At 48.8% G+C, this 25,482-nt stretch carries 27 protein-coding genes; 11 read left to right on the forward strand and 16 right to left on the reverse strand.

All coding sequences use genetic code 11. The features are described 5' to 3' along the window. The 7 genes from BP71_RS17630 to BP71_RS17660 all read left to right on the forward strand — a co-directional run bounded on the left by BP71_RS17630 (position 1) and on the right by BP71_RS17660 (position 6,412). Positions 1-357: a cupin domain-containing protein gene (locus BP71_RS17630; RefSeq protein WP_496381520.1), complete on the forward strand. Its 357-nt coding sequence runs from the start codon at positions 1-3 to the stop codon at positions 355-357. 109 nt (positions 358-466) lie between these two features. Next, complete coding sequence (locus tag BP71_RS17635) at positions 467-2,305, forward strand: glycoside hydrolase family 88 protein (protein WP_496381522.1); 1,839 nt, start codon at positions 467-469, stop codon at positions 2,303-2,305. Between the two features lie 11 nt (positions 2,306-2,316). After that, a complete protein-coding gene (locus BP71_RS17640) occupies positions 2,317-3,852 on the forward strand; it encodes a tagaturonate reductase (protein ID WP_496381524.1) in 1,536 nt (511 codons plus the stop codon). A 29-nt stretch (positions 3,853-3,881) separates the two neighbouring features. After that, positions 3,882-5,162, forward strand: coding sequence for an MFS transporter (locus tag BP71_RS17645; RefSeq protein ID WP_496381526.1), 1,281 nt, complete (start codon positions 3,882-3,884; stop codon positions 5,160-5,162). A gap of 64 nt (positions 5,163-5,226) precedes the next feature. After that, positions 5,227-5,658 carry a nuclear transport factor 2 family protein gene (locus tag BP71_RS17650; protein WP_496381528.1) on the forward strand — a complete coding sequence of 144 codons (432 nt, stop codon included), beginning with the start codon at positions 5,227-5,229 and terminating at the stop codon, positions 5,656-5,658. A gap of 371 nt (positions 5,659-6,029) precedes the next feature. Beyond that, positions 6,030-6,203 (forward strand): SRPBCC domain-containing protein, encoded by a 174-nt coding sequence (locus BP71_RS17655; protein WP_496381530.1) that lies wholly within the window; start codon positions 6,030-6,032, stop codon positions 6,201-6,203. Next, positions 6,200-6,412 (forward strand): metalloregulator ArsR/SmtB family transcription factor, encoded by a 213-nt coding sequence (locus BP71_RS17660; protein WP_496381532.1) that lies wholly within the window; start codon positions 6,200-6,202, stop codon positions 6,410-6,412. The genes BP71_RS17655 and BP71_RS17660 overlap by 4 nt, the downstream gene beginning before the upstream one ends. Before the next feature lie 146 nt (positions 6,413-6,558). On the opposite strand, the gene BP71_RS17665 is transcribed toward BP71_RS17660, so the two are convergent. The 3 genes from BP71_RS17665 to BP71_RS17675 form a co-directional block, all read right to left on the reverse strand. Next, positions 6,559-7,773 (reverse strand): ATP-grasp domain-containing protein, encoded by a 1,215-nt coding sequence (locus BP71_RS17665; protein WP_496381534.1) that lies wholly within the window; start codon positions 7,771-7,773, stop codon positions 6,559-6,561. A 148-nt stretch (positions 7,774-7,921) separates the two neighbouring features. Beyond that, a complete protein-coding gene (locus tag BP71_RS17670) occupies positions 7,922-9,313 on the reverse strand; it encodes a leucyl aminopeptidase family protein (RefSeq protein WP_496381536.1) in 1,392 nt (463 codons plus the stop codon). A 73-nt stretch (positions 9,314-9,386) separates the two neighbouring features. After that, positions 9,387-10,937 (reverse strand): M20/M25/M40 family metallo-hydrolase, encoded by a 1,551-nt coding sequence (locus BP71_RS17675; protein ID WP_496381538.1) that lies wholly within the window; start codon positions 10,935-10,937, stop codon positions 9,387-9,389. Between the two features lie 147 nt (positions 10,938-11,084). Here BP71_RS17675 and BP71_RS17680 point away from each other — a divergent pair, with 147 nt between their 5' ends. Together BP71_RS17680 and BP71_RS17685 are read left to right on the forward strand one after the other, a co-directional pair. Further along, a complete protein-coding gene (locus BP71_RS17680; protein ID WP_496381540.1) occupies positions 11,085-12,014 on the forward strand; it encodes a UbiA family prenyltransferase in 930 nt (309 codons plus the stop codon). Between the two features lie 10 nt (positions 12,015-12,024). Then, entirely contained in the window at positions 12,025-12,684 is a 660-nt protein-coding gene (locus tag BP71_RS17685; RefSeq protein WP_496381542.1) for a class I SAM-dependent methyltransferase, read from the forward strand. Here BP71_RS17685 and BP71_RS17690 read toward each other — a convergent pair. After that, complete coding sequence (locus BP71_RS17690) at positions 12,650-13,549, reverse strand: EamA family transporter (protein WP_496381544.1); 900 nt, start codon at positions 13,547-13,549, stop codon at positions 12,650-12,652. The two genes, BP71_RS17685 and BP71_RS17690, sit on opposite strands and share 35 nt — an antisense overlap. Before the next feature lie 164 nt (positions 13,550-13,713). On the opposite strand from BP71_RS17690, the gene BP71_RS17695 reads away from it, so the two are divergent. Beyond that, complete coding sequence (locus BP71_RS17695; RefSeq protein WP_496381546.1) at positions 13,714-14,511, forward strand: HAD family hydrolase; 798 nt, start codon at positions 13,714-13,716, stop codon at positions 14,509-14,511. A 9-nt stretch (positions 14,512-14,520) separates the two neighbouring features. Here the strand turns inward: BP71_RS17695 and fabF are convergent, their stop codons facing one another. The 11 genes from fabF to BP71_RS17750 form a co-directional block, all read right to left on the reverse strand. After that, on the reverse strand, positions 14,521-15,771 hold the full coding sequence (gene fabF / locus BP71_RS17700) for a beta-ketoacyl-ACP synthase II (RefSeq protein WP_496381548.1): 1,251 nt from the start codon (positions 15,769-15,771) through the stop codon (positions 14,521-14,523). A 36-nt stretch (positions 15,772-15,807) separates the two neighbouring features. Next, positions 15,808-16,041, reverse strand: coding sequence for a DUF2798 domain-containing protein (locus BP71_RS17705; RefSeq protein WP_496381550.1), 234 nt, complete (start codon positions 16,039-16,041; stop codon positions 15,808-15,810). A 14-nt stretch (positions 16,042-16,055) separates the two neighbouring features. After that, entirely contained in the window at positions 16,056-16,814 is a 759-nt protein-coding gene (locus BP71_RS17710) for an SDR family oxidoreductase (protein ID WP_496381552.1), read from the reverse strand. Positions 16,815-17,038: 224 nt separating this feature from the next. After that, positions 17,039-18,301 (reverse strand): PQQ-dependent sugar dehydrogenase, encoded by a 1,263-nt coding sequence (locus BP71_RS17715; protein WP_496381554.1) that lies wholly within the window; start codon positions 18,299-18,301, stop codon positions 17,039-17,041. Between the two features lie 93 nt (positions 18,302-18,394). After that, positions 18,395-18,877: a DUF6841 family protein gene (locus tag BP71_RS17720; RefSeq protein WP_496381556.1), complete on the reverse strand. Its 483-nt coding sequence runs from the start codon at positions 18,875-18,877 to the stop codon at positions 18,395-18,397. Positions 18,878-18,898: 21 nt separating this feature from the next. Beyond that, positions 18,899-19,453 carry a DUF2911 domain-containing protein gene (locus BP71_RS17725; RefSeq protein WP_496381558.1) on the reverse strand — a complete coding sequence of 185 codons (555 nt, stop codon included), beginning with the start codon at positions 19,451-19,453 and terminating at the stop codon, positions 18,899-18,901. A 96-nt stretch (positions 19,454-19,549) separates the two neighbouring features. Beyond that, on the reverse strand, positions 19,550-19,750 hold the full coding sequence (locus BP71_RS17730) for a hypothetical protein (protein ID WP_496381560.1): 201 nt from the start codon (positions 19,748-19,750) through the stop codon (positions 19,550-19,552). A gap of 110 nt (positions 19,751-19,860) precedes the next feature. Continuing rightward, a complete protein-coding gene (locus tag BP71_RS17735; RefSeq protein ID WP_496381562.1) occupies positions 19,861-20,070 on the reverse strand; it encodes a hypothetical protein in 210 nt (69 codons plus the stop codon). Between the two features lie 226 nt (positions 20,071-20,296). After that, complete coding sequence (locus tag BP71_RS17740) at positions 20,297-20,899, reverse strand: C10 family peptidase (RefSeq protein WP_496381564.1); 603 nt, start codon at positions 20,897-20,899, stop codon at positions 20,297-20,299. Positions 20,900-20,959: 60 nt separating this feature from the next. Then, positions 20,960-21,259 (reverse strand): Spi family protease inhibitor, encoded by a 300-nt coding sequence (locus BP71_RS17745; RefSeq protein WP_496381566.1) that lies wholly within the window; start codon positions 21,257-21,259, stop codon positions 20,960-20,962. A 243-nt stretch (positions 21,260-21,502) separates the two neighbouring features. Continuing rightward, positions 21,503-23,155, reverse strand: a complete 1,653-nt coding sequence (locus tag BP71_RS17750; protein ID WP_496381568.1) for a serine hydrolase domain-containing protein — start codon at positions 23,153-23,155, stop codon at positions 21,503-21,505. Between the two features lie 47 nt (positions 23,156-23,202). Here BP71_RS17750 and BP71_RS17755 point away from each other — a divergent pair, with 47 nt between their 5' ends. After that, a complete protein-coding gene (locus BP71_RS17755) occupies positions 23,203-24,360 on the forward strand; it encodes a DEAD/DEAH box helicase (protein ID WP_496381570.1) in 1,158 nt (385 codons plus the stop codon). A 2-nt stretch (positions 24,361-24,362) separates the two neighbouring features. On the opposite strand, the gene BP71_RS17760 is transcribed toward BP71_RS17755, so the two are convergent. Next, complete coding sequence (locus BP71_RS17760; protein WP_496381572.1) at positions 24,363-25,475, reverse strand: sialidase family protein; 1,113 nt, start codon at positions 25,473-25,475, stop codon at positions 24,363-24,365. Between the last annotated feature and the right edge of the window lie 7 nt (positions 25,476-25,482).

Consider the following 25,482-nt stretch of genomic DNA (forward strand, 5'->3'; position numbering starts at 1 on the left):
ATGAAAGATTCAGAAACAAAAGCATTCGTCACCGACAGCGAAATCGCTTGGGAAGACCTCGGCGGAGGATTAAGACGCAAGATCATGGCCTATGACGATAACCTGATGATGGTGAAAGTCGCATTTGAAAAAGGCGGTATCGGGGTTTTGCATAGCCATTATCACACGCAAATGAGCTATGTCGAGAGCGGTGAGTTTGAAATTACGATCGGTGCTAATCAGCAGGTGCTTCGGAAAGGCGATGTATATCATATCCCGCCACATGTCGTCCACGGCGCATTATGCCTCTCCGAAGGGGTGCTGATCGATATTTTTAATCCCATGCGCGAAGATTTTGTGCAACCCAGGCTATCCTGATCCCGTCCCTATGAAGATGTATCTACTTCGGTTTGTCTGCACATTATCCGTCATAGGTTGTTTTTGGTCAAAACCATCCTGCGCACAGGATCTGCCACTTTCCCGGCGAATGGCCGACTCCTTTATGGCCCGTCACAAAGACTCCATTCTGGTAGGCAAAAACACCGCGACCAAATGGGACTATGAGCAGGGGCTCATGCTTAAAGCTATCGAAAAAGTGTGGTACCGAACCGGAGAGGGTAAATATTTCGATTACCTGCGAAAAGATATAGATCAATACGTACGTCCCGACGGCAGTATCCGTACTTACCGGGCCGATGAGTTCAACATCGACAACATTCCTCCCGGCAGGGCATTGCTAACGCTGTATCAGCAGTCTTTGCCTGACAAAGACAAGTACAAAAAAGCAGCTGATCTCCTCTGGAAACAGCTGGAACAACAGCCTCGCACCAAAGAGGGTGGGTATTGGCATAAAAAGCGCTACCCCAACCAGATGTGGCTCGACGGGCTGTTCATGGGTGAGCCGTTCGCAGCCGAATACAGCCTCATTTTCAATCATCCCGACCATTTCGATGACATTGTCAAACAGTTCGCATTGATCGAGAAATATGCCGTGGACGAAAATACAGGTCTGGTTTATCACGCTTACGACGAAAGCAGGGAACAGCCATGGGCCGACAAGCAAACCGGCAGGTCTCCCAGCTTCTGGGCAAGAGCCATCGGCTGGTATGCCATCGCATTGGTGGACGTACTTGACTATTTACCCCCATCACATCCGGGCAGGCCGCAATTGATCGGTTACCTGCAAAGGCTTGCACCAGTATTGGCCAAATACCAGGATCCTGTATCCGGTGCCTGGTATCAGGTCATCGACCAGGGAACCAGGACAGGGAACTACCTCGAAGCCTCCGCTTCCTGCATGTTCGTATATGCATTAGCGAAGGGATCACGCCTGGGCTACCTTCCGTCGCATTTTTTGGATACGGCTAAAAAGGGTTACCGGGGCATTCTCCAAAATTTCCTTGAAAAAGACCCGGACGGGCTGCTCAGTCTGAATAAAACCGTGAGCGTAGGCGGCCTGGGCGGCACTCCTTACCGTGATGGCACCTATGCCTACTATCTCAGCGAGCCGATCCGGAAGAATGATCTGAAAGGAATCGGCCCGTTTATTTTCGCCAGTATTGAAATAGAAATTGCAGCGGAAAACACGGTAGGCAAAAACAAAACCGTAGGTCTCGACTACTATTTCAACCATGAGACCCGGAAAAACTTAAATGGCGACGCCGAGCAGTTCCACTATACCTGGGAAGACCGTATGCATTCGGGCTTCTGGCTTTGGGGCAACACATTCCGCGAACTGGGCGCACGTACTATTTCGATAGCGGAAGCACCGACTGAGTCCAGCCTGAAAGGCATCGACGTGTACATCATCGTCGATCCGGATACCAGAAAAGAAACCGCTAATCCCCACTTCATCGACCCCAAATCCATTGCGGCCATCGAAAAATGGGTAAAAGCAGGCGGGATACTGGTGCTCATGGCCAACGATACAGCCAACTGCGAGATCCCGCATTTCAATCAGCTCGCAGGGAAATTTGGCATACAATTCACTGCCAAAAACCGGAACATGGTGCAAGGCACACAATTCGAACAAGGCAGGATCATGATCCCGGTGGAAAGCAGGACCATATTTAAAACCGCTGAAAAGATCTATATCAAAGAGCTCTCACCACTCAGTCTGACACCACCGGCCAAACCTTTCCTGACCGATCAGGGTGACGTCATTTTAGGTATTTCCCAATATGGAAAAGGAACCGTTTTTGCTGTGGGCGATCCATGGCTTTATAATGAATATGTGGACGGACGCAGGATCGACACCAGTTTCGAAAATTTCGAAGCCGGAAAAGACCTCGCCGGTTGGTTGTTGAAACAGGTTGTAAAAAAGTAAATCTCAATGCTATGAGCAATCTCTTCCGGGAAAATCTACGTCAGCTCAGGCACCACCCCACCGTCACGGTGCCTGACGACTCTGTATTCCAGCTACCCGAAAAAGTGCTCCAATTCGGCACCGGGGCATTCCTTCGCGGGCTAGCAGACTATTTTATCGACAAAGCCAACCGCCAGGGCATCTTCAACGGGCGCATCGTGGTCGTCAAATCAACCGATGACGGCGACATCAAAGCCTTTGAACGGCAGAACAACCTTTACACCATTTGCTCCCGCGGGATCCAAGACGGTGAAGCTAAGGAGGAAAACATCATTTCCGCTGCGATCAGCAGGGTTTTGCCTGCAAAAACGCAATGGTCGCTCGTACTTGACCTTGCCAAAAACCCGGCCGTAAGTATCGTCATATCCAATACAACCGAAACCGGTATCCAACTCGTCCAGGACGACATTTACCAGTGGCCGCCTGTCTCATTCCCCGGCAAACTGCTTGCTTTTCTCTATGCGCGGTATGTGGCATTTGGTGGTAACCCCGACTACGGCGTGGTGATCATCCCAACCGAGCTCATTGCCGATAATGGCAAGAAACTTGAAGCGATTATCCTCGAACTCGCACACCGGAACGGGTTGGAGGCAGCATTCATCGACTGGATCGAACAATGCAATTTTTTCTGCAACTCGCTGGTCGACCGTATCGTACCGGGCAAACCCGACGACACGCGGTTAAAGGAACTGGAAGAAGAACTGGGTTACCGCGACGAACTATTGATCACGACCGAACATTACCATCTCTGGGCGATCGAAGGCGATGAAGAAATCCGCAAAAGAATTCCTTTCTACGGAATCGATCCGGGGCTGATCATCGAACCTGACATTCAGCTTTATCGTGAACTGAAATTACGTTTGCTCAACGGCGCACATACGCTGGGAGGCGGGCTCGCGCATTTGTGTGGCTTCAAAACTGTTGTGGAAGCAATGAACGACCCTTTTTTCTCGGCATTCATGGTTTGTCTGATGGAAAATGAGATTGCCCCGGCCATCCCCTATTCAATGCATCCCGATGTAGCACTCGCATTCAGCAGGCAGGTGGTGGAACGTTTCAAAAATCCGCATATTCTGCACAGATGGATGAATATCAACCAGAACTATTCGGCCAAGATACTTTCGCGCGTTATTCCTACCTACCTGAATTTCGAAAAACAGAATGGCTATCTTCCTGAATACATGACGTTTGGACTCGCTGTGTTTATTTACTATATGAAACCGGTGAGAAAAGAAGGTGACCACTACTTTGGAAAGGCAAACGAAAACCACTATCTCATTCAGGATCCGCGTGCCGCATACTTTCATCAAAAATGGCAGATGACTTCGATCCCGGAAATGGTGCAGGTAATTTTGAAAGAGCAGGGCCTCTGGGGACGAGATTTAAATAAAACCGGTACGTTTCATAGCTCCGTGACCACTTATCTCCGGGCACTGGTACAAAACGGCGCTTTGGAAACACTTAAATCGCTTTTGGAAAAACCCGTGTATGCATTGCCGCAATCCTAAAACCTTGATTTACAACTTATCAATTCTATATGGAAAATAAAATGACAGGCTATCGCTGGCGGGTGGTAGCGCTGCTGTTCTGCGCCACGACGATCAATTACCTCGACCGCCAGGTCCTTGGTCTGCTGAAACCAACCCTGGAAGCCGATTTTGGCTGGTCCGAGTCTGATTTCAGTCACATCGTCATGGCATTTCAGGCCGCCTACGCCATCTCACTGGTTGGTTTCGGCGCTATTATCGATAGGATAGGAACTAAGATCGGCTATGTCATTTCCGTCGTCGTATGGAGCATCGCGGCCATGTTGCACGCAGTTGCTACCGGTACTTTCAGTTTTGCACTCATGCGGGCTATTCTCGGCCTGGGTGAGGCGGGTAACTTTCCGGTAGCCATCAAAGCCACCGCGGAATGGTTTCCGAAGAAAGAACGGGCTTTGGCCACGGGGATCTTCAACTCCGGCGCGAATATCGGCGCCGTTGTGGCGCCTATTATGGTACCCTGGATCCTGGGCTCCTATGGCTGGCAGGAAGCATTTCTGATCACCGGCGCGCTGGGGTTTGTGTGGCTGATCTTCTGGTTGCGTTATTATGAAATACCATCAAAACAGCCACGGGTAAACCAGGCTGAATTCGACCACATTCATAGCGACAATGAACCGGATACGAGCAAAGAGGCGCCGGTCAAATGGCTTCAATTGTTCAAGGTACGCCAGACCTGGGCATTTTTCTTTGGAAAAATGCTCACAGATCCCATCTGGTGGTTCTTTCTGTATTGGCTCCCTTCCTACTTTGCGGAAGCCTTCAAACTGAATCTTTCCAAACCAAGCCCCGAGCTGGTGATCGTATACACCGCCACGACGATCGGCAGCATCGGCGGAGGCTATTTGTCGGGTTATTTCATTAAGAAAGGCTGGGCGGTTTTCAGGGCGAGAAAAACCTCTATGCTCATTTTTGCGATCCTGGTCATGCCCATAATGTTAGCGCAATACACTACTAATATCTGGCAGGCTGTGGTACTGATCAGTCTGGCGGCCGCCGCCCACCAGGCCTGGAGTGCAAATATTTTCACAACAGCCTCGGATATGTTTCCTAAAAAGGCTGTAAGTTCGGTCGTCGGAATTGGAGGAATGGCCGGATCAGTAGGTGGAATCCTGTTTCCTCTTTTGGTAGGGATCATTCTCGATAACTATAAGGCCGCCGGAAATATCGGAGGAGGTTACAATCTGATCTTCATCCTCTGCGGATGCGCATACATGCTCGCATGGGGCGTGATGCACCTGTTTTCACCCAAAATGGAGCGGGTTGATATCTAGGCAGCCGATGTGGAGAGCCCGGATACCGATTGACCAAGTACAACTAAATCCTAATTTTTAATCAATGAAAAAAAGTCTTTTAATCCTTGCGTTTTTCCTGATCGGTAATGCATTTGTATTCGCTCAAAGCGCTGACGAGAAGGCTATCGCCGCCACCGTCGAAAAACTGAAAACGGCCATCATCAGCGCCAATGAAGCCGAACTGAAAAAACTGACATCGCCAATGCTCTCCTACGGGCATTCCAACGGCCTTTTGGAAGATCAGAAAGAGTTTATCCGCGCGCTGGTGAGCGAAGAGTCTAAATTCACAAAAATAGATCTCACCGACCAGACCATCTCGGTTTCCGGCGATGTCGCACTGGTCCGCCATAAGCTCTTCGGAGATACCCACAACAAAGGAAAAGATCCCGCACAAGTAAAACTGGGCGTGCTGATGGTGTTCCAGAAAGCCAAAGGAAGCTGGGTGTTGCTGGGCAGGCAGGCCTTCAAACTATAAAATATCCGCAATCAGGATAGGAAAGGTTCGTGATGACATTCACGAACCTTTTTGTTATATAGCTGTGCCCGGTTTTATGGTGCTTAATTGATGTGATTGCCCTCTTTGATCATCTCGTTGATCCCTTCGGTAATTCAAGCCGTTAACTTCCAAGAAATTTCTTTCAGAACAATTGCGTAACAAAAAAGTTATGCATCATGCAGAGAGATATCAAAACTTAAATGATTTTACCCCTATCCGCCCGAAGTGATCCGGGAGTGCCTTACCAATCCCGAGATCCTGACCAAATGGAGCCCTATGAAAGATTTTAAATCGGATTTGAATGCCAGACACAACAGCCGCCTCGTCCGTCGCAGGGCTGGGACGGCATTATGTACCATAAAATTCTGGAAATCGAACCCAAAGACGAAGGAACAGAATTGCGTTTGGAGCACACCGGGTTTGCCGGCCCCAAAAACATCCTCACCAGCTTTATTATGGAAATGGGATGGAGAAAGATTGTCAACAAAAAGCTTAAAAAAGCTTTTGAAACACACCTCGCATGAGCACCGGAACTGTCGATTACTTCCAGGCCCTGGCAGATCCGGGCAGAAGGGAAATATTGATGATGGTCGCGAAGGAGAAACGCTCCATCAATGCGATTGCCGATAATTTTGATATCAGCAGACCTGCGGTTTCCAAACACATCAAAATCCTGCAAATGCAGGATTTATTAACATCGAAGAAAAAGGCCGGGAAAGATATTGCGTGTTAAATCCGGCTGGCTTCAATGAAGTCCGGCAATGGATCAACCTGTTTGAGGAATATTGGAAAGCACAATTCGAAAGTCTGGGAAATTACCTCGCCCACAATGTGGTCACTCCCGCCCAAAAATCCGGAAATGTCCCGCACACATAGGCCTCAATGCGCCGGTTTCTTGGGAACCGGCGCAGATGCGTGGTACTTCTTCTGGATGATTGCCGCATACTTGTCCATGAGCTCCACCACTTTGTCGCGGGATTTGGAACGTACGACCAATCCGACGTGATGCGGCTCCTCCATGCGCCAAACAATTTCCGGATCATTGAAAACCGACAGATCGGGCCATTCCTGGCGTGCCAGTGAAATGACAATGCCGGAATACTCTTTCCGGACAGATGGCAACTTGTAATTGTCGCCTTTTGCCTCGGCAGTTTCCATTTTAGCCCATTCCTTCCAGAGGTTAATCCCCGACGAAGCTTCCACCATTTCGGAGAGATTGGCTCCTCCTACGCGGGAGGAGGTTTCAAGAAAGTAATATTTGCCATCGTCGTGGCATCTGATTACTTCGGTATGTGAGGCACTGTGTTTTAAGCCGAAGGCTTTCAGCAAATCAACCGCCAGCGTTTGCAATGCATGTTCCTCCGAAGAGTCGAAGGGAACAGTAACAGACCTGAAAATACCACCCCCGTGCGCCACGTCAAAAGGAGGTGCCAGGTATTTGCTGTTCCAGGAAAAAATCACAATGCCATTATAGGAAATCGAGTCGACGTGGTAAACATCCCCGGGTTTGTATTGCTCCACCAGGTAGGCATGGCGTTTGTCGCCCAGTTCGTGGATCGTGTTCCATAATTCTTCCGTCGTATGCAGCTTTTGGATTCCCGTGGCCGACGCTTCGGATCTGGGTTTAATCATCCATGGTCCCGGATATTTTTCTATGAAACGGTTGATCTGATCATCATTGAACAGCGCTGAAAACCCGGGTACCAGGATCCCCGATTCTACCGCTTTGGTACGCATTGCCAGTTTGTCGCGGAAGTATCGGCCCGTCGTTTGTCCCATACCCGGAATCCGGAAGTACTCGCGAATATGTGCGGCCTTTTCCACATCGAAATCATCGAGCGCTACCACGCGGTCGATAGGCCTCGTACGCATTACGTAGGCGAGGCCGGTGATGATCTCATGCATATTATAGACACCATCCTCATCCTCCTCCACATAAAAAAATTCATCCACGGCCTCTCGGGCCCAGGGCTTGTGTTCCAGTTTCTTCGCGGTAATCATAAAAACCTTGTTGCCAGCGGCTTTGCAGGCTCTCAGAAAGTCGTTACCCTTGAAGTAGGTAGAAATGCAGAGAAAAGTCAGAGTATGGGTCATAAAATGTGATTTGGTGGACGCCAGCGTTATTTATCCCGGGAGGTTATCGCCAAAGCTTATAATCTCAAATCTAGCAAAAAGAACCATTTTGGCAAGAAAAGGCCGGGTTAAATTTCCGTTACACACGGTATTGCCGCATCTTTTACTTTTACATCCCCAATTTTGAAAGATAGGCGATCAGTAAACGGATCCCATAGGCTGTCCCTGCCCTTCCCGGAGCAAATTCTGTATCGCCGAAAGCCATCCCCGCAATGTCGAGATGCGCCCAGGCCGGATGCTTTTGCGTAAATACTTCGAGAAATTTAGCTGCGACGATTGCCCCGGCCAACGGCTTTCCATGGTAATTCTTCACATCTGCAATATCGGAACTAACCTCCTCGGCATATTCTTCCCAGACGGGGAGCCGCCAGAGCCGTTCGCCGGTGGCTTCTCCCGCCTCTGTAAGCGCACGGGCGAGTTCGTCGTTCGGAGTGAATAGCCCGGCTGCCTCGTAACCCAGGGTCTGAATGACACTGCCGGTCAATGTGGCGAGGTCGATCAGCACATCCGGTTGATAATGTTTAGTCGCATAATGCAGCCCGTCCGCCAGGATCAGTCTGCCTTCCGCATCGGTATCAATCACTTCAATGGTTTTGCCGGAGTAGGAACCTATGACATCCCCGGGTTTCACGGCAGCACCATCCACGCCATTTTCGGTAGCGGGAATAACCCCTATGATCCGGACAGGTAACTTCATTTGCGCCGCCAGTTCAATGGTGCCCAAAACCGCCGCCGCGCCGCCCATGTCGCTCTTCATGAGATGCATATTAGCGGAAGGTTTGATGGAGATTCCTCCCGTATCGAAGGTGACGCCCTTCCCTACCAACGCCACAGTTTTTTCATAACTTTCGGGCAGGTATTCGGAGACGATCATCACGGGCGGAACGGCACTCCCCCTGCTTACCGCCAGCAATGCTTGCATTCCCTGCTCTTCCAGGTCCTTTTTTTCCAGCACCTGCACCCGAAATCCATATTGATCGGCTGACTCTCTCGCCCATTCGGCCAGGGTTTCCGGCGTTTTGTGGCTCGACGGCGCATTCATCAGGTCCATGATCCGCATTTGGACGGTGGCAGTTGCCTGCGCATTATGGACGGCTTCTTCCAGGTCGGCACCGGGATCGGACAGCATGAAGAGCGTTCCGCTTTTGAAAAAATCACTAAACGGCTTCGGTTCTGTTTTATAGAGTTGGAGGTCATATCCGCCTAACATAATACCATTTACCGCATTGATAACCCACGCATTATCGCGCCCCCGTACATCCAGTACGATTTCCGCCGGCCAGCGATCCTTTCGCTTGAAAAACAATGACCGGAAGATCTTTATGACTGCGGGCAATTTGGGATCTTTCCCGAGTCCCAGCCACAATTCTTTCGAAGAATACCACCAGGCCTCTCCTTTTTCGGCTTTGAACATTTTCTGATGCTCCGGCTCCGATCCCTGTTCAAACGATCGGATGATCAATATGTCTTCGTTGGGTTCCTGAATGATCTGTATTTGCATGGGTATATGGACTGAATACTAAAAAAGCAAAGACAATATATGCCTTTGCTTTCAATAATGGGTCAATGTGTTGCTAATCCAAGCCGCCCCGACGGGTAGGCTTGCGTGGTTCGGGCCAGGTCGCCGGTACTCCTTTTGCATCCAACGGAAGGATACTTTTGTCGCGGGAAGTTCTCGCAGGATCTTCGCTGGCCTGGTAGGCCAGGACTGCAGCCAGAATAGCATTGCCCCGTACGTCGTCAAAAACGATCTTGTCATAAGTATCACGGTTGGTATGCCAGGTATAGGTACCATACGACCAGTTAAGCGAACTCAGCGAGAAAGCAGGCGCACCCGCCGCCACGAACGAGGCAAAATCAGAACCGCCTGCCCCGGGCGCACCGGGGAATTTGGTCTCGATCGGCATCCTGATCGGCTCCGGAACCTTGGACAACCAGCGGGTCAGGTATTCATACGCATTCAGGAAACCCTGTCCCGAAAGGTTAACCACCCTTCCCGTTCCATTGTCCTGATTAAAAACTGCCTGGATATTCTGCACGATCTCAGGATGGTCTTCCACGAAAGCACGGGAACCATTCAGGCCCTGCTCCTCGCTACCCCAATGCCCAACCAGGATTGTCCGTTTCGGGTTAGGGTAAACTTTTTTGAGTATACGCATCGCTTCCATCATAACGAGTGTGCCTGTACCGTTGTCGGTAGCGCCGCTTCCTCCATCCCAAGAGTCAAAATGTGCTGAAAGGATCACATACTCGTTGGGCTTCTCAGTTCCTTTGATTTCGCCAATGGTGTTGAATGTCGGGCTTACACCGGTTTCCTTCGCATCGGCCCGAACGCTGATCTTAGGCGTATGTCCCGATTCCGCCAGCCGGTACAGCAACCCGTAATCCTCCACAGAAATGTCGACGGTGGGCACAGTTTTCGTGTACGCGCCAAAAATCTTATTCGCTCCGAACCCTTTCGACCAATAGCACATCACCACACCCGCAGCTCCGGCCTTTTCCAGTGCCGGCGGTAGGGTACGGGTTGAATAGCCGACCTTTTTCAACCTGCCGTTCCATGCTTCCGTCTGGGCATCACGATCTTTCTTCATTTTCTCGAACGACTCCTTGGTTGCAAATTCCTGCCAGTTATAATCGGGCCGGCCAGTGGGCTGGTTCATGCTGATCATGACGAACTTACCTTTGGCAGTGGGCAGCCACTTCTGGAATGCAACAGAATCCGCCACATCCGGCAGAATCACTACCTCTGCTGTGACCGTCTTCCCGCCCGTCCCCGGGCTCCAGGCCAGTTGCATCCCTTCCAGCGACTTCACCCGGGGCGCAACCATGTCAATGTGCGAAACGCCGCGTTCCCATCCCCTCCATTCGCCCCATTTCTCATTCCTTGCTGTAATATTCCAGCCCTTGTACTTCGCAACAGCCCAATCGTGCGCCTGCTGCATTTGCGGCGACCCCACCAGCCTCGGACCGATCACATCCATCAATTCGTGTGCCAACTTTTCGAGCTGTGAGTTTTCCGTCGCTTCCTTGACAATACCTTCCACAACGGGGTCTTTACTTTGCCCTTTTGCAGCTATTCCCGGTAGTACGAGGCAAAGAATGAAAATCGAATAGATTTTTTTCATGTAATTGGTGGTTTAAGAATATATCCGTTTTCTAATGTAGGAAATAGCGATGAGGCTTTCCAATACGTCTTTAAAAATTCTAAATTGATATTTTAATTGTATCATTCCCGCATTTGATTGTCAGCAGGTGCTGGTTTACAGACCGATATGAAGAAAAAGGTCGTCGAATTCGTTTTTTTTGCCAACTATTTCGTGGGACTCCTGGCGGTTGCCCTTTCGCTCGAAACCGCTTTTCAGCTTAGCCTGCCTTTGAACTCGCCACTGTATTATCTGCTGATATTCTGTGCTGTTGTTTTTTATTATACCAAGGCATATTCCGGCCCCGTGCCGCCCAGCGTCTCCGCAAACCCGCGTACCGAGTGGTACAGGCAGCATTATCGCTTTGTTCGCATCAGCCAGGTTGTACTGCTGCTTGGCTGCGTAACCATGGGTATTGTTTACCTGATCCTTCATTTCGAAGGGATGCTACATCTTCCGGTATATTACTGGCTGATACTGGCCACTGTACCGATGGCGGCCATTCTATACTATGGCCTCCTGCCCGAATCGCTTATTTCACTCAATCTGCGCCGGACGGGCTGGCTCAAAGCATTTGTGATCGGATTTGTATGGGCCGGTTCCGTCAACCTCTTCCCGCTTACCGCCCTGCGCGTCGAAAAGAGCATTACTGTGGCCGAGCCGCTGCTGATGTTCTGGCTATTAATTAAAAACTGGATGTTCTGCACCGTCAATGCGATTATGTTCGATATGAAGGATTATGAGGACGATGCCAACATCGAACTGAAAACCTTTGCCGTTCGGATCGGACTACGCAACACCATTTATTACGTGCTTGTACCGCTGCTCCTGATCGGGGTGGTTTCGGTTCTGGCATTCGCCATTTACCGCGGGTTCGGGCTGGTAACGATCCTGTTCAACCTGACGCCGTTCGTTTGCCTGCTTGCGGTCGCTTTTGCATTGCATAAACCGAAACAGATCCTCTACTACCTGATCGTTATCGACGGGCTGCTATTGGTAAAAGCCGTCTGTGGCATCATCGGCAGCTTTTTTGTAAAACATCCTGTGGCATTGCATTAATAACCCGGATATGCTGAACAATTACGACCGCATTGCGGGCAGCTATGATAAACTGAGCAGGCTTGTCTTCGGGAAAGCGATCGTACGTGCACAACAGTCGCTGATACCGGTGATCGATTCACCCGCCAGCGTACTCATTGCGGGAGGTGGGACGGGTTGGATTCTGGAAGAAATAGCGCATGCGCATCCATCCGGGTTAAGCATCGACTATGTAGAAATCTCATCCAAAATGATTGATCGCGCCCGCAGCAGGAACTCCGGGAACAACCACGTGACATTCATCCATTCAGCCATTGAGGAATTTCATGCCGGATCCCCCTATGATTTTGTAGTAACCCCTTTTCTGTTTGACAACTTCAATTCCAAACGCGCGGAGACTGTTTTTCGGAAGCTCGATGCATTTCTCAAACCTGGCGGCCATTGGCTATTCACGGATTTTCACATAGAAAAAGGTTTGCACGGTTACTGGCAGAAAGCATTGCTGCGTGCGATGTATGTATTTTTCAAAACCGTCAGCGACGTAGAAGCGAGCCACCTGCCCGATATGAAGGCATTGTTCAATGCATCGGGCTACCTGATGGATACCGAAAGCTACCATTTCGGCGGATTCATTCACTCGGCCGCTTATCGTAAGGTTACGCCACAGCAGCCCGCCGCCTTCCAAAAATGAAACGCTCGTTGAAAACGACAATAGAAACGAGGATCAACGAATAAGCGATGATCTGAATACTGTTGATCGGCTCATGAAAGTAGAATAGCGCGATTGCAAAATTCATCAATGGATTGATATACAACAAAATACCCATTGTGGAAGAAGTCACGCCTTGTAATGCGTACAGATTCATGAACAGCGGAATGATCGTAAAAACCACCGCGATCAGGCTAATCAGCACATAAAAAGAAACTTCCGTTGGCAATGCCTCGCTGTATGAAGGATAGAACGGCAGTAGCAGCAATGCCGAGAATATGATCTGGATCGTCAGTACGAGGAACTTGTCGATCCCGGTGTTCTTACGCTGGCTAACCAGATAAAATGCATAGGACGCCGCGACGATCAGACTGTACAGAATGTCCGCGATGTTATTGAAGGACAACAACAGGCAGCTTACGACACTCAGGAGCACAGCGGTCCATTGCCATTTGCTAAGCTTTTCGTCCAAAACAAAGAACGCGATGACCGTCGTCATGATCGGGCAGACGAGATATGCGAAAGACGCGGCTTTAACACTGATATGGTTCATCACATAAATAAAGAAAAACCAGTTGGCGGTCAGCAACACGCCGCCGGCCAGTGTCAGCAGGGTCACCTGCGTTTGACGCTGCGGTGACATTGCTTTGAAGACACCGACACTTTCTTTCAAAACTTTCCTTCTTACAAAAACACTGACCACAGCCATGATCGCCGCGCACATAAAAACGCGGTAAAAGAGGATATCCAGGGACGGATAAGCCTTTAATGGTTTCAAGGCCAGGCTAAAAAAGCCCCAGATAACAAAAGATATGAAAGCAGTGAGGTAGTACTTGGAAAATTTCATCAGAAAGCCGCGTGATGTTGTGGTGGACTTCTGGGAAACAGCGAAAAAGCCCTGGCAGTTCTCCGGAAGGTTTCGCAATGTTCAAAATTAATAGCGGAAAGCAGTATACCCGGAACCTTACCTACCTTATTTGGCTTGATTAGTAAGGCAATATTTAATCTAGTATGACATTTTCTGATATCCGGCTGATAGCTACCGATATGGACGGTACGCTTTTGAATTCCAAACACGAAATCCACGAATCATTTTTCCCGGTTTTCCGAAAACTAAAAGACGAGGGGATCATTTTTGTCGCAGCCAGTGGACGTCAGTATTTCAACCTTGCCAAAACCCTTGATGCGGTAAAGGATGAAGTTATTTTTGCTGCCGAGAATGGCAGTTATGTCGTTTTCAAGGACGAGGAAATCCATATCCAGGCCATTGATCCTGAGGTTACAAGAGAGCTGATAGTGATTGCCAGGAAAGTCAAAAATACTTATCCCATCATTTGCGGGAAGAAAAAGGCTTATGTGGAAAACGACGAGCCTGAATTCATCAATCATCTCAAACTGTATTTCGAGCGGTACGAAGTAGTGGAAGACCTGCTCGAAATTCGCGACGACCAGTTCCTGAAATTCACGCTATGCGATCTCGCCGGTTCCGAAGTGAACAGCTACCCGCATTACAAAAAATACGAGGAAAGCCTGCAAGTGAAAGTTTCGGGGCCGATCTGGCTGGATATTTCGCATAAAAAAGCCAACAAAGGGCGTGCGATGGAGGTGTTACAGGAGAAGTTCAACATCACACCCGAACAGACGATGGTTTTCGGGGACTACCTGAACGACCTTGAAATGCTGCAAAAGGCGCATTACTCGTACGCAATGGCCAATGCGCACCCGGACATCAAAAAAATAGCCCGTTTCATCGCCAAAAGCAACGATGAAAACGGGGTCGTAGAAGTCCTTTCGGAAATCACGGAATAAGGCAGGGCCTTACTCCGTATATTTTTTGAAGATGGAAGTCGCGGTATGTCCTCCGAAGCCGAAGGTATTGTTCACCGCATAGTTTACGGTCTGGTTCACCGATTTACCCAGGATGATATTCATTCCTTCCGGAACATGTTCGTCCAGGTTTTCGGTATTGATCGTGCCCGGGATGATGTCTTTTTGCACCGCCAGCGCACAAACAATGCTTTCGATAGCGCCCGCCGCACCCAGGAGGTGGCCTGTCATGGACTTGGTTGCGCTGATCGCGACCGGGTGATCCCCAAAAACAGTTTTGATACCATTCAGCTCACTCATATCACCCAATCCTGTGGATGTCGCGTGGGCATTCACATACTCCACCTGCTCAGGCGTAATGCCTGCTTCATTCAAAGCTTTGGTCATACCCAATGCAGCACCCATTCCGTCCGGGGGAGTGCCTGTCAGGTGATAGGCATCTGCTGCCATACCCCCACCGACAATCTCGGCGTATATTTTTGCTCCTCTTGCTTTGGCATATTCCAGGTCTTCGAGAATCAATGCCGCGGCACCTTCGCCCATTACGAAGCCGTCTCGGTCTTTGTCGAACGGTCTTGAAGCTTTTTCCGGTGCATCATTTCTCTTCGAAAGCGCCTGTGCAGCGCTGAAACCACCTAACGCTGAATAAATGATCGCTGCTTCGGAGCCTCCCGCCACCATCACTTTAGCCTTGCCCATCCGGATCGTGTCGAATGCACTGATAACCGCCGTGTTGGAAGAAGCACAGGCCGATACCGTGCAATAGTTGGGCCCGTGCAGTTTATGACGGATCGAAATAACGCCAGCCGCGATATCGACGATCATTTTCGGAATAAAATACGGGTTAAAACGAGGTATTCCGCCGGAAGCATGGAATTCGAGAAGCTGGTCTTCGAATGTTCCCATCCCACCATTACCGGTCGCCCAGATCACGCCCATGTCGTAACGGTCCTTTACATCTATATTTGCAAAATCCAGCCCTGCATCCTTAATCGCAGTATCGGAAGCCGCAATCGCGTATTGCGTGTGCAGGTCATACTTTTTGATCTCCTTCTTTTCTATGTAGTCTTCCGGATTGAAGTTTCGCACTTCGCATCCGAATTGCGTCTTGAATTTGGATACATCCATCTTCGTAATGGTAGCAGCACCGCTTTTACCATTGACAATATTCTGCCAGAACTCTTCCACAGAATTCCCTAGCGGGGATATAACCCCCAGACCAGTCACTACTACTCTTTTCATACAATTTGATTATTTGATCGAAGACGTCGGGGGTATCTAGTCAAACCCCTGAGTCACTGCATCTTTGAACATGGCATCGACCAGTTTCTGAATTTTCGGGCCAACCAGCAAAATTACCGGTATGACCATCAGGTAAGCCATGCTCCAAGATTTGAGCCAAATCACCAAAAAATTGGCAACAAATCCAATATTTACGGAAATCAAAGTGAAGGAAATTATCCCCGTTGTGACAATTCCCATGATCATGGCGAAAGCGATTTTCTGTCTCATTTCTCTTTCTCACGTTATGCCGTTTCCAGCTGCGTACCAGGATTCATAGCCTGCAATGCGGCCGCCGGTGAGCTCAGGAAAAGCTTGAACACATCGGCTGTACGGCCTACCAACACCTCGTATACATCGTTTTCAAATGCGTGGACCAGTTCATCGGCTACCTGTTTCGGCGGTATGCCGTTTTCTCCGCCTATTTCGGCTGAGAAGTCTGTATTGACTAGTGGCGGCAATATTTCGAAAACCTTGATGCTGGTAGATTTACCCAGTGTGATCCGGAGTGACTGGGTGTAGGAATGCAAAGCGGCTTTGCTCGCTGCATATGTCGGCAGACTGTGATTCGGCACCAGGCCGGCGATACTCGAAACAGTTACAATAGCTGCCTCGTCCGCTTTCAGAAGCAATGGGGTAAGTTTCTGGTTCAGGCGGATGATCGAGAGGTAGTTCGTGACGATCTCCTCTTCTGCCAGTGACGCAGCGTCCGCCTCCCCATTCAGATAGTAATACGATGCCTTACCCGCATTGTTGATCACTACATTCAGTTCGGGAAACTCGTTTTCGAGGCGGGTTACCAGCTTTTCGGTATCTTCTTTGTTCACGACGTCGAAAACAATGGGCGTAACGTTAGTCAGCTGACTTGCAGCTTTCTGTAAACGCTCCTCGTTCCGTCCGGTGATGATAACGTGATTTCCTTTTTCAGAGAATGCTTTGGCCATTTCAAAACCAATACCGGCACTTCCACCGGTAATTAAGATTGTATTTCCAGTCGTTTTCATTGCTTTTCAGGTTATTTTATACCAATCGGTATTTTATTTGATAAAATTTTAACCGGCGTCGAACCGGCTATTTAAATGAGTTTTAAATCACGTGACAAATATATACCAATCAGTATATATTTACAAATAAATCTTATTAAATTTTGAGTCCTTGTCGTTTATATCAGGCAAAACAGCCTCGTTTTCATTCCAGGCCATTATCTTATATCCATTGGTCACAATGTTCACTTCGCAGTCACACGCCAGATTGTATTTCCCGAATCGTCATTGACCAGTAGTGAGCCATCGTCCATGACCGTCACATCTACCGGGCGGCCGTATACCTTTTTCTCACTCTCTACAAAACCTGTCAGGAAATCCTCTGGTTTACCGGATGGCTTTCCATTTTTAAATGGCACGAAAACAACTTTATAACCGGAAAGTGTCGACCTGTTCCAGGAGCCGTGCTGCCCTACAAAAGCTCCGTTCCGGTACTTCGCAGGAAATTGAGTTTTGTTATAGAAAGCAAGTCCCAGCGACGCGGTATGCGATCCTACCGGCACGTCGGGTACAATGGTCTTCGCAACGAGGTCGGGACGTTCTCCTTTCCGGCGAGGATCCTCATTTTGCCCGAAATAGGCATAAGGCCATCCATAGAAACCGCCTTCCTGCACACTTGTGATGTAATCGGGCACCAGGTCATCACCCAGTTTGTCTCTTTCATTCACGGCTGTCCACAGCACATTAGTCCCCGGAGCCCAATCCATTCCTACCGGATTACGCAAGCCGCTCGCAAAAATGCGCTCTCCCGTCCCATCCGGGTTCACTTCGAGGATATTGGCCCGTCGCTTTTCCTCATTGATACCATGGTCGGCGACGTTACTGGCCGAACCCACTGAAATGTATATTTTGCTGCCGCCCGCATTGGCCAGCAGATTTCGTGTCCAATGGTTGTTGTAACCGCCCGCCGGCAAGTCCACGATTTTTTCACCTTTGGAAGTAATTTTTGTTTCACCTGCCTTATAAGGATACCGGTAAAGCCCATTGGTATTGGCTACGTAGAAATAATTTCTCATGACAAGCATTCCAAGCGGCTTGTTGAGCTTTTCCATAAAAATCTCCCGCATTTCAGGTGTCCCGTCCTTGTTTACATCGCGCAGCACTGTGATCCTGTCCGCGCTCTTGCGGGTACCCGATTCGGCCACGAATATGTCGCCATTCGGCGCAATGTATGTCCAGCGGGGACTGTCGAGCTTGTCGGCAAACTTCGTTACTACAAAACCTTCCGGGGCCACCGGCATCTTACCCTCCGGCCAACCCACTTCCTGCGGCCTGTTTTCGACAGATTCCGTCGTAAAGGGAGCAGGGAGGACCAGGCTGTCGGTCACTGTAACAACAGAGTCCGCCCCACTGCGCCCAGCTTGCTCCTTTTCTTTATTGCCGCCGCCACAGCCCGTCAGGAAGCCGATCACCAGCGCAAACGTTATTGATAAGAGTTGATTCTTCATTTTTGATCGGGTGTTCATGCAAAAAGCTGGTTCAGGACTTTCAACCCTGATACCAGCTTTCACAATAATAATGCCAATTATTTCTACCCTCGATTACACCAGCCCCCGCTCTTTCAGAACGGCCTGCTCATCTCCCGTGATGTACGCAAAAACTTTAAGCACTCCGTTCAGATTTTGCAGGAAATAGATCACGCTAAATTCAATCGAGTCGCTATGGCCGTCTTTTTCATAGAAAGACTCCCAATATACCTCCACCATATAATGCAGTTCATTGAGCTCGGTGATATCCAGCTGCCTGATCTCCATTCTGGTGATCCCGATTGAGCGATAGAAGTCGTACCCCTTGGGGACAGCTCCCAGAAAGTCCTGGTCGTTTTTTCCCCCTGATACGCCCACCGGACTTGCTTCTACGAAAAAGTCGGCAAACGCCCGGACAGTCTCCTCCGCCACTGCATTTCCGGCCAGTCCCCGGGCAAATCTTTTTTCGTAGTCGGAAAAGAATTGTTCTATCTGATCATTGATATCCGCCATGTTTGTCGATGCATTGGTAAGGAAATCGATGCCGGAAAGAACCATGCCATTCCCGGACTGCTATCGTCAGAAAGTTACCGGAACCTCCACGACGGTTGTCTCCCAACCCAGGTACATCTTAGCTGCTTTGTCGGATGATTTTTCGAATACGATCGAGAAGTTTTCGATGGGAGCTTCGGCCTTCTTCACGGGCGCAGTAACACGCAAAACGTCGTTGCCTTCCTTGTATTTGTAAGCACCCCAATAATCCAGGTCCGAACTAAGGATGATGGTCCACTCCTTCTCGGTCGGAATCGCAAACATCGAATAGGTACCTGCCTTTACTTTTTTCCCGCCAAAAGTCGCATCCTGGTAAAATTTGATCTCCGTAGATTCATCGGCACCAAGCCGCCACACTTTGCCATATGGCTCCTTTTTACCGAAAATTTCGCGGCCTTGCAGATACGGACGGCTGTATGAAACTTTGACCAGCGCTTTTTCTCCGTCTTTGCGGTCATGGGCAAAATGGTCGGGGAAATACGCTATATCACGTGGGCTTTTGTCGAGCCCGCGGAATTTTTGTGCATTCGCTCCGAATGCTATCACAGTCATTAAAAGTGCCAGAAAAATGTTCTTTTTCATAAAGTGGTTTTTTGTTAAGATTTGAATGCTAATGATATAAAAAATAGCCGGGATTGTGCGTCCCGGCTGTGTTAAGTTTTATCAAAAAAAGCCTTATCACTTTACAACTTCATATGTCGGTACGTTTCCATTGTCTTGAAACCTGTCGAAGAATGGCACCCCGTTATAGGATGCCCTGTCGATAGTAATTATTCCTCGGCCAAGGGTATATTGCGCCGTAATGGTGTCGGTACTGCCATCTTCAAATTCAAGAAAAGTAGTTATCCAATCACCTGCATTGGAATCTAATCTTGGCATGTCAAGAAAAAGTTTGAGGTGATACCATGATCTGATAGGGTATTTTTCAATTACATACCCCAAAGGTGCACTCATCCATGGATCATAATAGAGTTTTTTGACACCGTTTCTTATACAATATACTTTAAAATCCCCGTAGAACCGGGAAGGTTTGGGTCTAACAAATCAGTTCCAGCTTCATTCTTCACGCCTATCGCAACCAGCGAAGACACATGAATACCGGCAATCTGCTCGTCCATTGCCTCATCTTTTTCATCCTTACAACTTAAAGCTAGCAGGATAAAGGCAACTGTTCCAAAATAAATGATCATGTTTTTCATGGCGATTTATTAAGTTTTTTTTAATACCTGCTACCATTGCGAGATTTGTAAAGTAATTCCCAACTTTGTAGGGATCAGCTTCCGTTGGAACGTAAAATGCATTGTACTCACTACCATATCCCCAATTCATATAAAATAAACGCGCATTTGAAGAAGTGCATGATATGCATTGATAATAGCCGTCGCAAACCCACGCATGTCTACCAAAACCGCCATATACACCACCCTAAATCACAGGCCTGCCAAAATTGACTATTTCACTTTCAACCGTATTGGCATTAAATGTATTTAACCAGGTCACGGAGGGCGAATCACCAAATGTACTCTTCAAAGCCGAAGGCACAGAAGACAGATAAGCGTATGATCCTGTACAGTCGTACATCATATTTACGCTATTGGCAGCGGAGCGCATTAGAAAAGCGGTTTCGGGTGAGAATGGCCCCATATTACCCCACTGAAAGTTATTCGGGTGCTTGTAGTAGTTCATCACTTCCGCCATTGCGGTTGCCACGCAGCCAGTATACATTCGACCATTGGGCATTCCCGAACAGCTATACTGCAATTGCTGTGGCATATTGGCATTCCACTGTGTTCCCTGGCCCCATGTCGCAGTATTCAACGTTACATAGATTTGGGAGTCCTCGCACCCGGGATCGCCAGGTTGATCCAAGACCCTTCCTCCTGCATCTTTCCTGCGTTCAACCAGCTGTTTTATCGCAGCTGTATTTTGTAATCTTTCCCATTCGGCGCTGATACCCGGATCGGGTGCTGCATTTGTAGACCGCAACCGTTGTATCGATTCCGCGTAGCTATTCATAAGCTCTTTCACTCCCGCAGGTAAGTCATGGTCAACAGGAAAATCATTTGTATCGGAAAACGCTAAAACTGGTCAGGCCCTTTCTTCGGCGGATACAATTACGAATCCGCCATCATAATATGTAATTACATGGTATAACGCATTTCGCTGCGTATCACTGAATGTTTTTATTCTTTTTACATTCTCTTCTTTACTACCCGTTCTTGCATTAGTATTTGAGGCCTTACTATTATTACTATTCGAAAACAGCGCACCGAGTTTGTTTGATATTAGCAATGCATGATCCTGCCTTATTTCATTTGGAGAGGCCGAACTATTAGCGAAATTTACATTTTCCGGCTGCCGGCAGGATATAACAACCAGAAAAATCACAAAAAATACAGTTAACTTTTTTCATAACGTTAATTAAATTGATTTGTGAATGAGCAATAATACCACAACCAATTAATTAACCTTATTCCCAAAAAGCCAAATGATGCTACGGACTAATTAATTGTATAAAAGGTCATAGTCTAAGGACAAAATGTTTCAAAAATGCGAGACCAGTTACTGAAATAATATTTCGATTACGCCTGGCCTGAAATATTACAACAGTAATGGCTGAAACCAATCTTATCATGCAATTGCCTTGCCATTCAAAACCGGTCGTGGGTCTTTCGTATTGCCGATAATCGCAAGGCTTCGTTTAAACTCAACCTGCAACTGATCCCCTTCGAATTTACATCGTACCGTTTCGTAATGCGCGGTCTCGATGAACCGCCAGGTCATTTCAAAGGTGCTGTCGTCGATCCAGGCACCGTTACCGGCAATCTTCGTTTTCTTCTCGCCTGGTACAGGCGTTAAAACCAGTTTGAGTGGCATTGTGGACAAGTCCGTCAGGCCAATCTTCCAGTTGCCCAGGCCATTCACCACCAAGTGCTCCCCTTTATCGTCCGCAATTCTGAACAGACACCAGCCTTTATCAAACTCAAATGAAATTTTATTGATTTTCAAATCATTGTCAGCAATCATAAAACGCTTGCCATTCATTTTCGCCGCAAGTTCGGAGGCGGGCTTCCCGGGCGTGAGCGGCAACGCAAGAGCGGTCAGTTTTTTCTGCATTTGGACAGGCACTTCTTTATCTGCCGGCACACCGGCCGCCTTGACTGTCGGTAAGATGTGGTTCCAGACATGGTTCAGGATCGCCTGCATATCTCCTGTTTCGCTGGTAATGGCCACCACCATGTCCTCCCTGGGCATTACGATACAATATTGCCCGAAAGCGCCGTCACCACGATATGCACCGTTCCGGCACCGCCAGAACTGATAGCCATAGCCTTGTTGCCAGTCGTCATCTTCCGGCTTGCGGTTACTACCCTTCGACATAATGTGAGAGCGCGTGGCCTCTTCGACCCAGGCTGCGGGAAGTATTCGTCTCCCATTGTATTCCCCTTTTTGCAAATAAAGCTGGCCGAACTTCGCAATATCCTCGGTTTTTACGCGTAAACCCCAGCCACCGGTGTTGATTCCCTTCGGGTCCACCTCCCAATCGACGTCATCGATGGCCAGTGGCTCAAAAAGTCTTGGCTTAAGATATTCCAGCAAAGTCTGCCCGGTCAGTTTCTGGATAATGGCCGAAAGCATGTAGGTGGCGCCGCTATTATACACAAAGAATGTCCCCGGTTCATGTTCAACCGGCTGTGCCAGAAAGGATTTCACCCAATTGTCGCTCCCGGATTCCCGTAGTTTTCCGGTTGTATCCTTGTCATGACCAGTAGCCATGCTCAGCAAATCCTTCACCCGCATGGCCGCGAGGTTGGGACTTATAGAAGCCGGTTTCTCTGCCGGGAAAAACGAAATCACTTTATCGTCGACTTTGAGCCTGCCTTCCGCAACCGCCAGGCCAATTGCCGTGGAAGTGAAGCTTTTGCTCAGAGAATACAAGGTGTGTTTCAAATCGGCGGCATACGGAGCCCACCAACCTTCTGCGACCACTTTCCCCTGCCTGAGAATCATCAAACTATGCAGATTAAGCCGATCGTTCTCGACTGCATTGGCAAAATCCAGGATACCTTTGGCCGACATCCCCTGCGACTCCGGCGAACTGCGTGGCAATTGCCCGTAACCGATGGATGATGCCCAGGCTGAGGCCGGAATGGCGCTGATTACGCCTAATTGCAAAACACCTGTTCCGAGCTGTCGAAGAAATTCCCTGCGATTGTATGACATGGTCAATGTAAATGACTGGTGATTGAAAGTTTCCTGGAAGCGGTCCCGGGTTGGCGGCATTTGAAGAGGTAGTCCTATCTTTGCACCGATCATTAAACATTGACCGCATGCCGGAGAACGCAACTTCCTTTCAATCGCTTGGCTTATCCGAGCCATTATTAAAAACCATTGCTGAACAGAATTATACTCAACCCTACCCCATTCAGCAAGCCGCCATTCCGGCGATTTTGAAAGGAAACGACGTGCTGGGCATTGCCAAAACAGGGTCCGGTAAAACGGCAGGCTTTGTACTGCCTATATTAGAATTATTTCAAAACCAGCCACCTGCAAAGAACCGGCATATTACGGCCCTTGTGCTGGTGCCTACCCGCGAGCTGGCGGTGCAGATCGGCGTAGTTTTCCAGACATTTGGCGAGCGGCTGCCCCGTAAGGTCAAAACGTTAGCGGTGTACGGCGGTGTATCGATCAACCCTCAGATGATCGCCCTACAAAATGTCGAAATTCTCGTAGCTACGCCCGGACGTTTACTCGAACTGATCTCTTACAAAGCGCTCAGTCTGACAGAAACACGCATTCTTGTGCTTGATGAGGCAGATAAGATGCTCAACATGGGTTTTGCGGACGAAATGCGGGATATCTTTTTTTTGCTGCCAAAAAAACGGCAAAGTATCCTGTTCTCCGCGACCCTTGGCGACGAGGTGGACAAAATCAACAAGGATCAGCTAAGAAACCCACTGAGGATCGAAATCGTGGAAGAAGAACAAAACCTCGATCTGATCAAACAAACGGCTTATTACGTCGATCCCGACCGGAAAGGCCCTTTATTGAGATTTCTTATCAAAACCATGGAAATGCAGCAGGTTTTGGTGTTCGTATCCGCAACCAGGACCGCAGATAACCTCGTTGAAAAGTTAAAAAAGAATGGCATTGACGCCATGGCGATGCACAGCAAAAAAAGCCAGGGTGCACGCACCGAGGCTTTGAATAAGTTTAAATCCGGGAAATTGAATGTACTGGTGGCCACCGATCTGGCTTCAAGAGGGATCGACATCCAGTTTTTACCTTATGTCATCAACTTTGAGCTGCCAAGATCTCCGAAAGACTATGTGCACCGGATCGGGCGCACAGGGCGTGCGGAAAATCCGGGCGAGGCATTATCCCTGATATGCCCGGAAGACGTCCACCATTTCAAAATCATCCAGAAAAAGATGGGAAAGCGGGTTGAAATGATGGAGTCTTACGACATTGAGCTGAAAGGCTACTAAGCCTATTTCCCCTTCTTGGCAGCCAACTCGACGATGTCCTTCTTGCTTCCTTTCCAGAAAGCGATTTTTCTACGGTTATAGGTGTAGGTAACCGCAACCGAGTCGCCCCAGCTGATGACGGCAGGATAGGAATACTCATCTTCTTTCTTTCCCGTAGCTATATCGAGTTTATCGGTCCAGTTCTGTCCATCGTCATAGGACAATATCAGCGAAAGCGGTGAACGTGAACCCCAGTTATTATCGTCCGGATTATATGCCAGCACTAATGTACCGTCAGCCAGTTTAGCCAGGTCTATACCACTGTTGGGATTGGGTAAGCTGGTTTTCCGGATCGTCGACCATGTTTTGCCATTATCCTTAGAGTCGCTGCGACCGATCACACCACCCGTCGTACGCACGAGCATATGCACCTGACCCGGCTCCGATTCCCAGAGCGTGGGCTGAATGGCACCTTTTCCCTTAATTTCTGTCGTATCTATTTTGAAGTACGGACTCGCGGTCCATGTTTTTCCCTTGTCGGTACTTCTGTCAACAAAAACTTCCCAGCGTTTCACCTCGTTGGACGCACCGGCAAGCCAGTCTCCATTCGAGAGTTCAATTAACTTGTCTTTCACCGGTCCGCGTCCGCCCTTGTCGCCCTTCACGAGTTCGTACGCTTCCGACCAGGTTTCCCCGTTATCGGACGACGTTTTCACCCAGGTTTCCCATTGTGCAATTTCCTTACCTACTTTGAAATACAGGATTACCTTTCCGTCAGCGGTTTTCTGTAAAACAGGGTTCCAATGCGCATCTTCACGGATTTTCGCAACCTCTTTCGGTTCGCTCCAATGCCCCGGCTGGCCTTTTGAAAGCCAAATGCCCACATCGGGATTTTTTTCTTCGGTCCCACCAAACCATGCAACGAGAAACTGCCCATCGTCGAGGCGTACCAAAGTGGATGCGTGACATTGAGGAAACGGCCTTTGATCGCCAAAAACAAACTCCTTGTCGCTGGCCAGCGAATCCGGCTCGCCTTCTGCCTTTTCGTTTGTTTTCGAACCGCAGGAAGTCATGACGATGGTGCCTAGCAGCAAAGTAGCCGCCAGCCAAACAGATTGTTTTTTGGATTGTAGCATGGATCTA

This window comes from Dyadobacter ginsengisoli DSM 21015, assembly GCF_059568735.1.

Bases quoted from the DNA above. Each gene is read 5' to 3' on its own strand.
- BP71_RS17630 (WP_496381520.1), top strand. From the start codon at position 1: ATGAAAGATTCAGAAACAAAAGCATTCGTCACCGACAGCGAAATCGCT.
- BP71_RS17635 (WP_496381522.1), top strand. From the start codon at position 467: ATGGCCGACTCCTTTATGGCCCGTCACAAAGACTCCATTCTGGTAGGC.
- BP71_RS17640 (WP_496381524.1), top strand. From the start codon at position 2,317: ATGAGCAATCTCTTCCGGGAAAATCTACGTCAGCTCAGGCACCACCCC.
- BP71_RS17645 (WP_496381526.1), top strand. From the start codon at position 3,882: ATGGAAAATAAAATGACAGGCTATCGCTGGCGGGTGGTAGCGCTGCTG.
- BP71_RS17650 (WP_496381528.1), top strand. From the start codon at position 5,227: ATGAAAAAAAGTCTTTTAATCCTTGCGTTTTTCCTGATCGGTAATGCA.
- BP71_RS17655 (WP_496381530.1), top strand. From the start codon at position 6,030: ATGTACCATAAAATTCTGGAAATCGAACCCAAAGACGAAGGAACAGAA.
- BP71_RS17660 (WP_496381532.1), top strand. From the start codon at position 6,200: ATGAGCACCGGAACTGTCGATTACTTCCAGGCCCTGGCAGATCCGGGC.
- BP71_RS17665 (WP_496381534.1), bottom strand. From the start codon at position 7,773: ATGACCCATACTCTGACTTTTCTCTGCATTTCTACCTACTTCAAGGGT.
- BP71_RS17670 (WP_496381536.1), bottom strand. From the start codon at position 9,313: ATGCAAATACAGATCATTCAGGAACCCAACGAAGACATATTGATCATC.
- BP71_RS17675 (WP_496381538.1), bottom strand. From the start codon at position 10,937: ATGAAAAAAATCTATTCGATTTTCATTCTTTGCCTCGTACTACCGGGA.
- BP71_RS17680 (WP_496381540.1), top strand. From the start codon at position 11,085: ATGAAGAAAAAGGTCGTCGAATTCGTTTTTTTTGCCAACTATTTCGTG.
- BP71_RS17685 (WP_496381542.1), top strand. From the start codon at position 12,025: ATGCTGAACAATTACGACCGCATTGCGGGCAGCTATGATAAACTGAGC.
- BP71_RS17690 (WP_496381544.1), bottom strand. From the start codon at position 13,549: ATGAAATTTTCCAAGTACTACCTCACTGCTTTCATATCTTTTGTTATC.
- BP71_RS17695 (WP_496381546.1), top strand. From the start codon at position 13,714: ATGACATTTTCTGATATCCGGCTGATAGCTACCGATATGGACGGTACG.
- fabF (WP_496381548.1), bottom strand. From the start codon at position 15,771: ATGAAAAGAGTAGTAGTGACTGGTCTGGGGGTTATATCCCCGCTAGGG.
- BP71_RS17705 (WP_496381550.1), bottom strand. From the start codon at position 16,041: ATGAGACAGAAAATCGCTTTCGCCATGATCATGGGAATTGTCACAACG.
- BP71_RS17710 (WP_496381552.1), bottom strand. From the start codon at position 16,814: ATGAAAACGACTGGAAATACAATCTTAATTACCGGTGGAAGTGCCGGT.
- BP71_RS17715 (WP_496381554.1), bottom strand. From the start codon at position 18,301: ATGAAGAATCAACTCTTATCAATAACGTTTGCGCTGGTGATCGGCTTC.
- BP71_RS17720 (WP_496381556.1), bottom strand. From the start codon at position 18,877: ATGGTTCTTTCCGGCATCGATTTCCTTACCAATGCATCGACAAACATG.
- BP71_RS17725 (WP_496381558.1), bottom strand. From the start codon at position 19,453: ATGAAAAAGAACATTTTTCTGGCACTTTTAATGACTGTGATAGCATTC.
- BP71_RS17730 (WP_496381560.1), bottom strand. From the start codon at position 19,750: ATGCCAAGATTAGATTCCAATGCAGGTGATTGGATAACTACTTTTCTT.
- BP71_RS17735 (WP_496381562.1), bottom strand. From the start codon at position 20,070: ATGAAAAACATGATCATTTATTTTGGAACAGTTGCCTTTATCCTGCTA.
- BP71_RS17750 (WP_496381568.1), bottom strand. From the start codon at position 23,155: ATGCCGCCAACCCGGGACCGCTTCCAGGAAACTTTCAATCACCAGTCA.
- BP71_RS17755 (WP_496381570.1), top strand. From the start codon at position 23,203: ATGCCGGAGAACGCAACTTCCTTTCAATCGCTTGGCTTATCCGAGCCA.
- BP71_RS17760 (WP_496381572.1), bottom strand. From the start codon at position 25,475: ATGCTACAATCCAAAAAACAATCTGTTTGGCTGGCGGCTACTTTGCTG.